Origin of the sequence: Rothia sp. HMSC069C01 (genome assembly GCF_001814655.1) — a bacterium.
Classification (GTDB): domain Bacteria; phylum Actinomycetota; class Actinomycetes; order Actinomycetales; family Micrococcaceae; genus Rothia; species Rothia dentocariosa.
The window spans coordinates 1-13,606 of record NZ_KV817387.1 but is presented as its reverse complement, the minus strand read 5'-3'; the positions used below and the strand labels follow the sequence as shown (position 1 = coordinate 13,606).

The 13,606-nt window shown below is 51.1% G+C and carries 10 protein-coding genes; 9 read left to right on the top strand and 1 reads right to left on the bottom strand.

Features of this window, described 5'->3' with window-relative positions; translation table 11 throughout:
* The first annotated feature begins 141 nt into the window (after positions 1-141).
* The 5 genes from HMPREF2981_RS04005 (at position 142) to HMPREF2981_RS03985 (ending at position 6,340) form a co-directional block, all read left to right on the top strand.
* The gene (locus HMPREF2981_RS04005) at positions 142-663 is read left to right on the top strand and encodes an ABC transporter ATPase (RefSeq protein WP_239652978.1); all 522 of its coding nucleotides are present in this window, start codon (positions 142-144) and stop codon (positions 661-663) included.
* Positions 664-941: 278 nt separating this feature from the next.
* Positions 942-2,069, top strand: a complete 1,128-nt coding sequence (gene pheS / locus HMPREF2981_RS04000) for a phenylalanine--tRNA ligase subunit alpha (RefSeq protein WP_070660941.1) — start codon at positions 942-944, stop codon at positions 2,067-2,069.
* A gap of 5 nt (positions 2,070-2,074) precedes the next feature.
* Entirely contained in the window at positions 2,075-4,627 is a 2,553-nt protein-coding gene (pheT, locus tag HMPREF2981_RS03995; RefSeq protein WP_070660938.1) for a phenylalanine--tRNA ligase subunit beta, read from the top strand.
* A gap of 210 nt (positions 4,628-4,837) precedes the next feature.
* Positions 4,838-5,599, top strand: a complete 762-nt coding sequence (locus HMPREF2981_RS03990) for a hypothetical protein (protein ID WP_004006298.1) — start codon at positions 4,838-4,840, stop codon at positions 5,597-5,599.
* Positions 5,600-5,857: 258 nt separating this feature from the next.
* A complete protein-coding gene (locus HMPREF2981_RS03985) occupies positions 5,858-6,340 on the top strand; it encodes an arginine repressor (RefSeq protein WP_037231933.1) in 483 nt (160 codons plus the stop codon).
* Between the two features lie 114 nt (positions 6,341-6,454).
* Here the strand turns inward: HMPREF2981_RS03985 and HMPREF2981_RS03980 are convergent, their stop codons facing one another.
* A complete protein-coding gene (locus HMPREF2981_RS03980; protein ID WP_070660935.1) occupies positions 6,455-6,892 on the bottom strand; it encodes an ankyrin repeat domain-containing protein in 438 nt (145 codons plus the stop codon).
* 256 nt (positions 6,893-7,148) lie between these two features.
* Between HMPREF2981_RS03980 and HMPREF2981_RS03975 the strand changes: the two genes are divergently transcribed.
* The 4 genes from HMPREF2981_RS03975 to tyrS all read left to right on the top strand — a co-directional run bounded on the left by HMPREF2981_RS03975 (position 7,149) and on the right by tyrS (position 13,301).
* A complete protein-coding gene (locus HMPREF2981_RS03975; RefSeq protein ID WP_070660932.1) occupies positions 7,149-8,753 on the top strand; it encodes an AMP-binding protein in 1,605 nt (534 codons plus the stop codon).
* 97 nt (positions 8,754-8,850) lie between these two features.
* Positions 8,851-9,396 carry an adenine phosphoribosyltransferase gene (locus tag HMPREF2981_RS03970; RefSeq protein ID WP_070660929.1) on the top strand — a complete coding sequence of 182 codons (546 nt, stop codon included), beginning with the start codon at positions 8,851-8,853 and terminating at the stop codon, positions 9,394-9,396.
* 126 nt (positions 9,397-9,522) lie between these two features.
* Entirely contained in the window at positions 9,523-11,841 is a 2,319-nt protein-coding gene (locus HMPREF2981_RS03965) for a HelD family protein (protein WP_070660926.1), read from the top strand.
* Between the two features lie 155 nt (positions 11,842-11,996).
* A complete protein-coding gene (tyrS, locus tag HMPREF2981_RS03960) occupies positions 11,997-13,301 on the top strand; it encodes a tyrosine--tRNA ligase (protein ID WP_048751581.1) in 1,305 nt (434 codons plus the stop codon).
* Positions 13,302-13,606 lie beyond the last annotated feature (305 nt).

The following is a 13,606-nucleotide window of genomic DNA, read 5'->3' as shown; positions in this document are numbered from 1 at the left end:
CAACCTTTAGCGGCTGGTCTACGTTCATATAGCGGACGTTGGCCAGCCGCTATGCGTCATATTGTGGAAATTTAATTTGTTTCCGTAAGCCCTCAGGGTACTATTGAGCTAGAAATCACATATACATCGTGGGAGACAATGATGACTACTCCAGCACCTCAGTACGATCCGAACACTTTTAGACGTGATTCAGCCCCTTCGGATACTCAAGCGATTTACATCCAAGAAGGCGGCGAATCGCACGACAGCCTATTTAATTCACCATCGAAACACCCTAAAATTTTCCGTCTTCAAGAAATCATGATTGTATCGGCGCTTTTGTGCTTTCTTCATGGTGTTATCTCAGCTTTTGCGCCAAACAACTTCAAACCGCTTGAAGGCCTTCCGGAATTTGGGGTTTGGGGCGGTCTCGTGCTTCTAGCCGTGGCAGCGGTCGTTTATCTATGGGTTTATTTCACCATTCAGAAAGGTAAACGCATCGGTCTTACTTTTGGACTGATATTTGCGATTTTGGGCGCTTTTATCGCTATTATGTCGATGATCGGCAATATTCTTAACTCCCAGCATTACGGTCTTGTTCCCATCTATGCTGGCTGGTTTATCACGAACGTCCTATGGATTCGTTCCGCTTTTGACCCCGCTGTTAAAGAGCTCCTCGTCTAAATACATAAATGACGACATAATTCCTGGCTGCATTCACAGAGGTGATGCGGCCAGGATCTATTTAAATTTAACGCTGGTTGCGCTGAGATTTTGTGGAAGGCTTTCGGCTACTCTGATCGGAAAAATGTTCCGTAGTTTTTCATGCCTAGGGCCTATAGACACAAGCTATCGTGAAAGAAGACTCCAACTGCACTAAACTAGAAAGATAGCGCGTGTCTGCGTGCCCTGCGGCGCGCCCGCCTGGTGAGAACAATGCACAAATGCAGAGAAGAGTAGTTATGACCGATTCCGTGCAGGAACATGAGAACGCGCCCGAATCAGCGCACATTCTTGCCCGTATTGCAGAGGTTTTAAAAGAGAACCCTGAGAACGGTTTAGAAACCGTTCGAGAAGCCTTCGAGGCAGAACGTGAACGCGCGCAGAAAGCTCTGCGTGAGCACGCGCAAGACTTTGACTCGCTCAAGGAAGTACGTCTTGGGTTCTTTGGCGATAAAGGCAGCTTAAGCCTTGCCAACCGGCAGATGCGTGACCTTGAAAACCAGCATAAGGGGCCGGTCGGTAAACTTTTAGGACAGGCGCGTGCGGTACTCACCGAGGCTATTGAGGCCCGTACCGCAGAACTTGAAGCAGAGCGCGAGGCGCGCATCCTTGCGGAAGAAGCGGTAGATGTAACCGCTGCCACAGCACGCCATTCATTAGGCGGGCGTCACCCTGTTGCGTTGATGCAGGAAAAACTTACCGATATTTTCGTGGGTATGGGCTGGGAAGTCGCCGATGGACCGGAACTAGAGTCCGAGTGGTACAACTTTGATGCCCTGAATATTAAGCCAGATCATCCGGCACGCGAGATGCAGGATACTTTCTATGTAGAGCCTAAAGAAACGCATCTTCTTTTACGTACCCATACCTCCCCGGTACAGATGCGTTCCATGCTTACCCGTGAGCTGCCACTGTACATTGTGTGCCCTGGTCAGGTTTATCGCACAGATGAGCTTGACGCTACGCATACCCCGGTATTCCATCAGATTGAAGGCTTGGCAGTCGATAAGGGACTGACCATGGCTGATCTGAAGGGAACTCTCGAATATATGGCGCGTGCAATGTTCGGTGAAGAAGCGAAGATTCGTTTGCGTCCGAACTTCTTCCCCTTCACGGAACCTTCTGCAGAGCTCGACCTATGGCACCCCCACGCGAAAGGCGGGCCCCAGTGGATTGAGTGGGGCGGTTGCGGCATGGTGCATCCCAATGTTTTACGTGCCGCAGGCATTGACCCCAATGTATATTCGGGTTTTGCGTTCGGCATGGGTATTGAGCGTACCCTCATGTTCCGTAATAATGTCCTTGATATGCACGACATGATTGAGGGCGATATCCGTTTCTCTGAGCAGTTCGGGATGGAGATTTAGACACTATGCGTATACCCCTATCATGGCTGCGCGAATTTGCGCCTGTCCCTGCGGATGCCTCGGCTGAGGACGTTCTTGCAACTCTCGTGAAGGTAGGTCTAGAGGAAGAGGATGTGCATCGTCCTACCGATGAGATTTCCGGCCCCATCGTGGTCGGTCAGGTGCTTTCACTGGAGCCCGAAACTCACTCCAACGGCAAGACAGTGAATTGGTGCCAGGTGCGCGTAGTTCCCGAAGGACAAACACAGACTCTCACCGGCAAAGGCATTGAAGAATCCGGCGTGCAGGGTATTATCTGCGGTGCCCATAACTTCAAGGTCGGCGACAAAGTCGTAGTAACTCTTCCTGGCGCCGTACTGCCCGGAAACTTCGCCATTACCGCCCGTAAAACCTATGGACATAAGTCTGCCGGTATGATTGCTTCTACCCGAGAGCTGGGGATTGGTGAAGATCACGGTGGTATTTTGGTGCTCTCTACGCTGGGTCTTGACCCGGACCTCGGTTCCGATGCGTTGGAACTTTTGGGTCTGCATGACGAAGCAGCAGAGGTTAATGTGACTCCCGATCGCGGATATGCGTTTTCGATTCGCGGTATTGCCCGTGAATATGCGCATGCGACCGGAACTTCTTTTAACGACTTCGTTCTGGAATACGGCGCTCGCGCCCCCAAGGCTAACTCTGAAGGCATCTCGGTACGTCTAGAGGATTCCACGCCAATTCACGATAACCCGGCAACTATACGCTTCACCATGCGCCAGGTTAATGGTGTGGATGCAACCGCGCCAGTACCCACGTGGATGGCTTCACGCTTGCGCTTAGCGGGTGTGCGTTCTATCTCGCTGCCGGTTGATATTTCCAATTACGTGATGCTTGAGACTGGTCAGCCGCTGCACTTCTATGATGCCGATAAGGTACAGGGAGAAATCGTGGTGCGCCGAGCAGTCGCAGGGGAGAAGCTGACGACTTTGGACGGCGTTGAACGCGACTTGCATCCAGAGGACATTGTGATTACCGATGATTCTGGCGTTATCGGCCTTGCTGGTGTCATGGGTGGTGCTTCTACCGAGGTCACGACCGAGACAAAGAATATTCTGATTGAGGCGGCACGCTTTGATGAAGTTTCCATTGCGCGTACCGCGCGCCGTCATAAGCTTATCTCTGAAGCGTCTAAGCGTTTTGAACGCGGGGTAGATACGAAACTTCAGCCAGCGGCTGCCCAGCGTGCAGTTGAGCTGCTTGTCGAGCTCGCAGCAGGAGTTGCAGATGCGGGGGTGACCGATGTCGTGATTTCTCGCGAGCCGGTGGTCATCGACCTTCCCCAGGATTACGTGGCGAACCGTATCGGGGTGGAGTATTCACCCGAACAGATCGTCAATACTCTCACAGAAATAGGATGTGAGGTTGAGGCGACCGCGACGGGATACACCGTAAAAGCTCCTTCGTGGCGTAATGATTTGCTGGCTCCGGAAGATCTAGCGGAAGAAATTGCTCGTTTGGATGGATACGAGAATATTCCGTACACTCTACCCGTCGCTCCCGCAGGTCACGGATATACCCCAGAACAAGCCGCCCGTCGGCGAGCTGCTAATGCGCTCGCGGCAGCTGGGTTGACCGAGGTTTTCGCTTATCCCTTCGTCTCGGAGGAAGCGAATAATCTTTGGTCTTCGCCAACCGCCGGCGAAAAAGTGAACTCGGTACGGTTAGCGAACCCAATTTCTTCTGCTGAGGGATGGCTGCGTCGCTCGCTCCTGCCCGGTTTAACAGAGGTTTTGCAGCGGAATCTCTCGCGCGGTTTCAAAAACTTGAAGATTTTTGAAGCTGGCCGCGTTTTTATTCCTGGTGAACGACAGGGCTCCGCTAGTATCCCTCCTTTGGGTGAACGGCCCAGTGATGAGGTTCTTGCGGATTTGAATGCGGGTATCCCCGAGCAGCCTGTGTATTTTAGTGGCCTGTTTGCTGGCGCCGAGCACGAGCCAATGCCTGGCACTCAGGCTCGTGCCTATGACTGGCGCGATGCGCTGGATGCGGCGCGCCTCATAGCGGATGTTTTAGGTGTTGAGATTGTGATTGCCCAAGGAACCCATCAGGCATTCCATCCTGGACGAACCGCGCAGCTCCGCACACAGGACGGACAAACTATCGGTTATGCTGGCGAGCTGCATCCGAAGCTCCTGCAGACTGAGAATCTCCCTGAACGTACCTGTGCTTTTGAGGTGAACTTTACTGAACTGTTTGCTTCCCGCTTGGGTGTGCCTCAGGCATCGCCTATTTACGGTTATCCGGCAGCTACTCAGGATGTTGCTCTTGTGGTCGATGAGAATATTCCTGCTTCTGAGGTAGCTCAGGCTCTTCGTGATGGCGCCGGGGAATTGCTCGAAGATTTGCGAGTCTTCGATGATTATCGTGGCCAGGGTGTCGAGAGCGGTAAAAAATCATTGGCGTTTGCTATGCGCTTCCGAGCACCTGATCGCACGCTCACTGCTGAAGAAGCAAGCGCTTCGCGTGAGGCAGCGGTTGCTGTTGCCGCGGAACGCTTTGGGGCTGTGGCGCGTGTGTAGACGCACTATGGCATAGTTCATCACTAGCGCCCCTTCGCCGTTACACGGATCAGAAGGGGCGTTAGCTATGTATTCATACGAGTCATGTACTTGCCAAGCTGTAGGTGAGCGTTAGAAAATCGTCACTCTGTGAAGGTTCTATCACGTCTTAACTTTCCGTAAGGCTAAGGCACCGGTACCCTAGTACAGGAAACACGATAAGGAGAGCGCATGACACAGCGTGATGACGAATACGAAGACGTCGATTACGAGGGTACTGAAGAATCCAGGGATGATTTTTTCGGCATGAGCGATGCCGACGATGAATACTACGAAGAACGACCCCACATCAATTGGGTATCGGTATTTAGCGTACTTCTGGCTATCGTGGTTGCAATCGTTCTGTGCGTTGTGGGTGTTCGTGCGCTTTTCTCCGCGAATCAGGACGCGGAATACGAGGGCAAAAGCTGGGTTATTGAAGGCAGTTACGTTGATTTGACCCCCGATTTAGAAACAGACTCCAATGTAGCGCAATATAAGGGTAATCTGCCGAAAGATAACCGCATCGACGGCATGAAATATCGCTCAAACCTGAAGGACACCTATGAGGTCCATGCGGGTGAAAATATCGATTTTCGTGGTACGCAGACTGGAACCTATGCGCAGGATTTCCCCCGTGAGGTAAGTGCTTTAGTCGCAGAGACCTCTGACCACCAGATTGAGGTTGTGCGTACCGGTGAAAAAGGAAGCGTTAAAGCGATTGAGCAGGGCAGTGTAGGTCAGCAGTACCTCGTTGGCTGGGGTAGTTTTGCGCTAGCTCTTGTTGTGTTGATCGGTGGATGCGCTTTTGGCATATGGTCTAATCGCCGCTCTCGTGTTGATTATGTAGATGTCGACGGATTCGAGGAATCTGACGACTATGAAGAGGACGATGAGGGCTACATCGTTGAGGAAGAATCTTCACAGGACGATGTAGAGTCGCGGCAAAAGTAGCACAGTAGTAGGCGGAACCTGACCTTGTAGAATATGCGAGGTCAGGTTCCGCTTTTGTATGCGGGAATAGAGGATATAAAGTCCACAAAGTATGCTAGAAACGTAAAAGTTTTCAAATAAAGTTGCGCATAATCGATATTTAGGTCGCATAATTATGTGTATATGTATTATCTTTGAGTATTGAGAGCGGTGCGGTACCTCGTGGGGTCCGTGACTAGACTCAACCTGTGGTTGGAACCGAAGGAAGTAGAAGACAAAATGCCTTTCCCCTCGACAAAAATCGCGCGTCAGGCACGTATCGTGGAATTGTTGCAGACCCGCCGTGTACGTTCTCAGGCTGAGCTGGCGCAATATCTTACCGATGACGGTATGAAAGTTACTCAGGCTACGCTCTCACGTGATCTTGTAGAAATTGGTGCTGAACGTATTCGTGATGAGGGCGCTGGTCTCATATATGCTGTTCCAAACTATCCTGCGCGTCGTGGGGGAGGGGCAGCTCCCGATGCACGCATGATTTCGCTCTTTAAAGAGCTGCTTATCACGGCGGAAGGCTCGGGCAATATTGCGGTTTTGCGTACCCCACCCGGTGCCGCGCAATTCCTAGCGTCCTCTATCGATCAGAGCGGCTTAGAGGCAATTCTTGGCACAATAGCTGGAGACGATACCGTAATGGTAATATCCCGCGATCCTGCTGGTGGACAGGAACTTGCAGCTAGTTTCTTGGCATGGTCTACAAACTAATAAAAGACTTTATTGAATATTCAGATACGTTGAATGCCGTGTAAAGCTATGGTTTGCACGAGGCGGTGGGCGCAAAATTGAGACGTGATGGTTTGTTCCCGCTGCCTCTGTGTGCTATTCAGTGGTTGATGCTGCCGCAGCGAGAAGTTCTTGCATACGCGGTAGGTCGAAGAACCGAGCAACATCCGCAGGGGTTTGTGTACCTAAAGACGCATTGGCGCCAGCATCAAGAAGTAACTGAGAGATAGTGAGGTTATCGCGGAATACCGCGCAGACCAACGCCGTTTGCCCACGGTCATTGAGACGATCTGGGTCTGCGCCCGCTTTGAGAAGAACGCGCACGATTTCTTCATGCTCATGGTAAGCGGCAAGGATGAGGAGGGTGTCTCCGTGGGAGTTTGTGAGATTTACCGGTATGCCTTGATCGAGGAGCGACTGGAGCGCAATAGGCTTATTATTGCGGGCAAGGTCGAAGATCGAATTGAGGAATTCGAGCTCTTGGTCTTTTAGTTCGGGGGAGACCTGAGATGATGGTGAAAAGTTATCGGTCATGGAGGCTTCCTGCATAGGAGATTATCGTTTATTTTGATTTATTCATAAATACTATTACGAATTTATCAGAATACAAATTTGTTGAATAAATGTGACAGGTAAAAAGCTCGGTTTATAGGTATGCTGTAAACTTTGCTTGAGATTGACGGGTTTAGAATGGAGAAGACTAAACAAACGCCATATTGTGCTGTTAGTACTACCCCGAGTTAGAGCTTTTTCATGCTACGCAAGAACATATAACAGGAATAAAGAAACGATGCCCGTTACTGTTGAGAATGCCTCCGCCCCTGAACCGGCAACATCGCACAATATTGCACATCTGCTCGCAAGCCGCATACACGAGAACACTCCAGCGCTAGTATTTTCAGCCTCCTCGAATATCGCTACGGTGACATATCGAAAACTGGGGCAGGCGGCGGCTCGGGTACAGGCATATCTGCGAAAATGTGGTGTGAAGGAAGGCGATCGAGTAGCGCTCTCTTTGCCTAATGTTCCCCTGATGCCCGCTCTATACTATGGCATTCTGGCAAGCGGTGCTCTCTGTGTTCCGTTAAACCCTCTGCTGAGTGGTGCCGAGCTTGAACATCATCTGCAGGATAGCGGCGCTACCATGCTCTTTGCCTGGGAAGGAACCCGCCTAGCAGCTGAAGCACACCAAGTGCCCCTCGTGTGTGACGGAACCGTGCATCTTGAGATATTAGGCGGCACGAGTGCAGACCCTCAATCTTCATTAGTTCCCTTTGGAACAGACCATCCGTCTGAACCAGAACTCAAATTATGCCCCGTAAGCCCGGCGGATCCGGCGCTTATTCTCTATACCTCGGGAACTACGGGAAAGCCCAAGGGTGCAACCCTAACGCACGCTAATATTATGAGCAATGCCCAAAGCTGTGCTCAAGTGTTCGGATTTACCGCTGAAGATATTATTTTTGGTGGCTTACCTCTTTTTCATGCTTTTGGGCAAACAGTCACCCTCAACGCGGCATGCGCTGCTGGCTCAACCATCGCTCTTTTGCCAAGGTTCACCCCCGAAGAGGCAATCAAACTCATCGACCAAGCCGATGTGACGGTTCTTGCAGCAGTACCCAGTATGTATGTGGCGCTTATAGCCGCACTCGAAGAAAACCCGTCTAACGCTCGCCAGCTGAAAGGACGCATCCGATTTGGTATTTCTGGAGGCTCGCCCCTGCCCACGTCTGCACATAGTGCATTTGAGGCGTTAATTTCCTGTCCTATATATGAAGGGTATGGGCTGAGCGAAACCTCACCAGTTGTCAGTTTTAATCAGGCCCAGTTTGGGCACGTAATTGGCTCCGTCGGACGTGTGCTTCCGGGAGTGCAGGTGCAGATACGTGACGATGAAGGTCGATCTTTACCTGCAGGAACTCATGGGCAGCTTTGGGTTTCGGGCGAAAATATCATGGCGGGATACTGGAATAACCCTCAGGCTACAGACGAGGTTTTCGACGGTACATGGTTTGCCACCGGAGATATAGCTCGTCTGGATAACAATGGCAATATTTATATTGTGGACCGCATTAAAGACATGGTGCTGCGTAATGGGTATTCCGTTTACCCTCGTGAAATAGAGGATGTTCTTCAAGCGCATCCGCAGGTTCGAGCCGTTGCCGTTATTGGTCTTGATGATGCGCTCGTTGGCGAGGAGATTACATCTGTTGTCGTCTCTCGCGGGCACAAGGATGATGAATCGCTGATTCAAGAATTAGATACTCTCGCGCGTGAGAAACTCGCTGCCTATAAGTATCCGCGCCATTATCGAATTGTAGATTCCATGCCGTTGGGGCCCACTGGAAAAATCCTTAAACATGAACTACGTGCCATGTTTATCGAAAAAAGGTAGAATTCTTGAGGCTGTCAAAGCCACCGTGCCGCATTAATTCTGCGGCGAACATACATCGACTGATCCCAAAACCCGCTGACCTCCGAAAGAGAGAGTAATGAACGTTTCTGCGCTCGCATCCATGCAAGAGCTTATTCCAGCGGCATGCGCAACCATTCAGGATTACCCACATCAGGGAATCCTGTTCTACGACGTCACCACTCTCTTTGCAAACGCTGAGGTTTTTAAAGCATCTATTGACGAGATAGCACGGCTTTTTGAAGGTACTTATGACGTTGTCGCTGGTGTAGAAGCCCGTGGTTTTCTTATGGCGTCAGCGCTTGCTTATGCCTCCGGCAAAGGCATTATGACGGTACGTAAGGCCGGTAAGCTGCCCCGTGAAACATACCGCGAAGAATATGAGCTTGAGTATGGTACTGCAGCTATCGAGATTCACTGTCATGATTTCGCACCGGGAACCCGCGTGCTTCTACTCGATGATATCTTGGCAACCGGTGGCACGCTGGTGGCTGCCACGAAGCTTATTGAACGTGCGAAGCTGAAAGTAGCAGGAATTGGCACTCTCTTGGAGCTCAAAGGTTTGGGCGGGCGTGAAGCTCTGGCGCAATACCGAGTAGAAACTTTAAGTGTAGTTTCTGAGTAACGTCCTGCCTCAAAGCACATAGACATAGCTTTTGAGCGTGCATATAACCCTGTAAAATAGATACTCTGTTTTCGGCATCGCCGTAAATCGTGAGTTAATCGGCGTTATGCCGTTAAAGGAGTTTTTATGCCCGCAGAAACATCTAAGAATGTTTCCGAGAATGTTGCTACACGTGTCTTTGCGCAGCAGCTTGCCCAAGAACGCGAACATGTTGCAAAAATCTATGCACGACTAGATGATTTACGGGAAGAAACCTCACAAAAACTCGCGGATGTTCGCAAGAATCAGGCGGTTGGTGGGCATCAAAACCGTTCCGAACGGGACTCTTTTGCCACCCATTACGAAGATCGCCTGGCCCAGCTTAACGCAGTGGATGCGCGGCTTGTTTTTGGTCGTCTTGACCTTACAAAAGACGGAGCCGATGAGGTTCGGTATATCGGCCGTTTAGGAATTATGGATAGCGACCAGAAGCGGCTTTTGATGGATTGGCGTGCCCCCGAGGCTGGCACGTTCTATCAGGCTACGGCGTTTAATCCGTTAGGGGTTCAGCGTCGGCGGCATCTGATGCTGGAGGGACGTACCGTCACCAACATCGAAGATGAAGTGTTCGACTCCGAATTGCTTCAGGATAGCGACACTTTGCATGGTGAAGGTGCGCTTCTCGCGGCTTTAAATAAGAAACGTACCGGGCGGATGAATGATATCGTCGCGACCATCCAAGCCGAGCAGGATGCGATTATTCGTTCCGAGTTGCCAGGCGTTCGGGTTGTTCAGGGCGGACCGGGTACCGGTAAAACTGCAGTTGCTCTGCACCGTGCGGCATATTTGCTGTATACAAATCGAGAACGCCTCGCTAAAGCGGGTGTATTAGTGGTAGGACCGTCGCATTCATTCATGTGGTACATTGAGCGTGTTCTGCCTTCTCTGGGCGAAACCGGAGTGGTCATGGCTTCCTTGGCAACACTGTACCCTGGGCTTCGCGCTGTACCCGAGAACGATCGTCGTATCGCTGCGCTTAAGGGTGATTTGCGCATGGTAGAGGTAATCAAGAAAGCAGTTGAAGATCGCCAAAAAGTTCCTGAGCGGGAACAGCGCCTCAACGTTGAGGGCACTGATGTTGTTCTTACTCCACAGATGGTACGTTCAGCACGTTCTCGGGCTCGTGCTACTGGAAAACCACATAATGAAGCTCGCGAGACGTTCGTCAAAATTTTGCTTAAGGAACTGACGAGCGTGCTGGACGATCAGCTTAATAAAGCCGCCGGTCGCATTGTGGACCGCCCTTATTTACAAGATGATGTGCGTGCTTCTTTGGATGTACGACGTGCTCTTAACCTTGCCTGGATGCCGCTTTCACCTGAAACGCTGGTGCGTTCCCTGTTCTCGAAACAGCAATATCTAGAGTCTGCAACTCAGAGTTTTACTGAGGCAGAAAGGGAACTTCTCAAACGCCTTGCCGATGCTCCTTTGACTGAGGCTGATGTTCCTTTACTGGATGAAGCTGCGGAGCTTCTCGGTGATTTCTCCCGGGTCACGGGTGCGGCGGCAGCAGCGCGCGCAGAGGCTGAGCATCGAGCTAACCTTGAGAATGCGTCAAAAGCACTTGAGAATGTGCATCAGACACTCGCCGATATTGGTGCAGACGGCGTTGTTACGGCCGAGCAGATCGCCGCTCTCAACGAGGTAGGTATCAATCGTATGACTGCTGCAGCTGCGGCACAGGCGGATCGCACCTGGGCCTATGGGCATATTGTTGTGGATGAAGCGCAAGAGCTTTCGCCTATGCAATGGCGTTTGCTGATGCGACGATGCCCCATGAAATCGTTTACGGTAGTGGGAGATATTGCGCAGGCGTCTTCAGCCTCTGCCGCTTCATCGTGGTCTCAGGCTCTTGAACCTTTTGTGGGGGAACGGTTTACTCTTGATGAATTGACGATTAACTACCGTACCCCGGCACAAATTGCGGATGCGGCGGTCGCCGTTGCACGCGAAGCCGGGTATGAAGTGTCAGCACCTCGTGCTGTGCGTGAAGGACAATGGGCACCTTTTATCCATCGGGTGCCCCAGGAACACGTGGTTGCTGAGACTGTCCAGTGCGTGAGTGATGAGGTTGCCCTAGGAGATGGGGCTCTTATCGGAGTAGTCTGTTCCCCCGCCCAGTACACACAGGTGGCGCGTGCAGTTATGGAAACACATGCGGATCGTACAGGAACCGCTGAGGACGCCGTCGAAAATCAGGTTCTTGTTTTGACTCCTTGGGAAGCTAAAGGGCTTGAGTTTGATGTTGTCATCATCGTGGAACCGCAGCAGCTTCTTGACGATGCACAAGGTGCTGTAGGTGATCTATATGTATCAATGACTCGCCCCACACAGCGGCTTCATCTGGTAGGAACCTCAATGCCCGCAGGTCTAGGTGCTGAAGCAGCCGGATCTGCCCAGTCGTAAAGTAGACCCGTAAGTAGTGTTGGCATGTATCGCAGGTAGCGACGTAGTGCTAGGCTATAACTATCAATCCTGGGTGTACTTACTATGTGCAGGCTGTATTCTGCGCATCAAATATTTTTACACCGTATGTCATGGAACGGAGAACATAGAGAACCATGTCTGCCGACATCCTTAATGCGCAGCACAATGACGACACGTTCGAGAACATCTGGCAGGAGCTCAAATGGCGCGGACTCGTGCATGTGAGTACTGACGAAGAGGCACTTGAAAAAGCATTGAGCGATGAAAAGCTTACATTCTATACCGGGTACGACCCTACCGCCGCATCCTTACATTTGGGGCACCTTGTGCAGCTTTTGGTAATGCGTCGTCTGCAACTTGCCGGGCACTACCCCCTAGGTCTGGTGGGCGGTTTTACTGGTCTGATCGGAGACCCCCGGCAGACATCGGAGCGCGTACTTAACTCCCGAGAAGTCGTTGCTGATTGGGTTCAATCTCTACGGTCTCAGATTGAGCGTTTTCTTTCGTTTGAGGGTGAGAACGCGGCTCGTATGGTGAATAATTTGGATTGGGGCGGGCAGCTTTCGGCTATCGATTTCTTGCGCGATATTGGTAAGCATTTTCGTGTGGGTACGATGGTCAAGAAGGAAATTGTTGCTAAACGCCTAAACTCTGAAGAAGGTATTTCTTACACTGAGTTCTCGTACCAAATCTTGCAGGGCTTAGATTATCTTGAGCTTAACCGTCAGTACGGATGCACTTTGCAAACCGGTGGTTCTGACCAGTGGGGTAATCTCACCAGCGGCACCGAGCTGATTCGCAAGGTCGAGGGAAAAACCGTTCATGCTATTGGAACCCCTCTGATTACAAACTCTGATGGCACGAAGTTTGGTAAGAGCGAAGGCAACGCAATTTGGCTGAACCCCGAGATGTGTTCTCCATATGCTTTTTACCAGTTCTGGCTTAATACCGCTGATGCGGATGTAATAGATCGTTTGAAGGTCTTCACTTTCTTGACTCGTGCGGAGATTGGCGAATACGAGCATAAGGTCGAAGCCGAAGCGTACAAGCGTGAAGCACAGAAACGGCTTGCTTATGAGGTTACGACCCTTGTTCACGGTGTTGAGCCTACGGAACAGGCCATAGCGGCTTCGGAAGCTCTTTTTGGCAAGGGAGACTTTGCGTCCTTGGACGAGAGCACTCTTCAGGCTGTAATGGATGAGCTGCCTTCGGTTGAGCTCTCTTCGGATCGGCTGGATCTGATTACTGCGCTTACGGAGCTTGGTTTTGCCTCTTCCAAGTCTGAGGCGCGACGTATCCTGAAAGAAGGCGGCGCATCTGTCAATGGTGTGAAGGTTCAAGGTGAAGATGCCCTGATCTCATCTGAGCAGCTTTTGCACGGTAAGTATGCAATCGTGCGTCGGGGCAAGAAAAACCAGGGCGCGATTACCGTAGTATAGGGTTTACTATTCCCGTTTACCACAGGATCTTGAAGGGTTTCCACACAGTTCGATGTATGGGAACCCTTCATTTATATCTTCAGTGCGGCGGCCTAAAGAGAAAAGTATATTTTAGCGATTCGAGTTTTTGAGGTGGCATGACGGGAATACGCGCTTTTTAAGAACAGTGAAGAGCTTCATAGCTTCGGGGTATTTCGCACCCCCAACCAGCACTGTAGAATTTATAGATATCTGACTAGTATTTTTATTGGTGTTCTATCTCATCACCCACTGGGTTGCGGTGGTGGGTGTGGGTGTGTATAGTT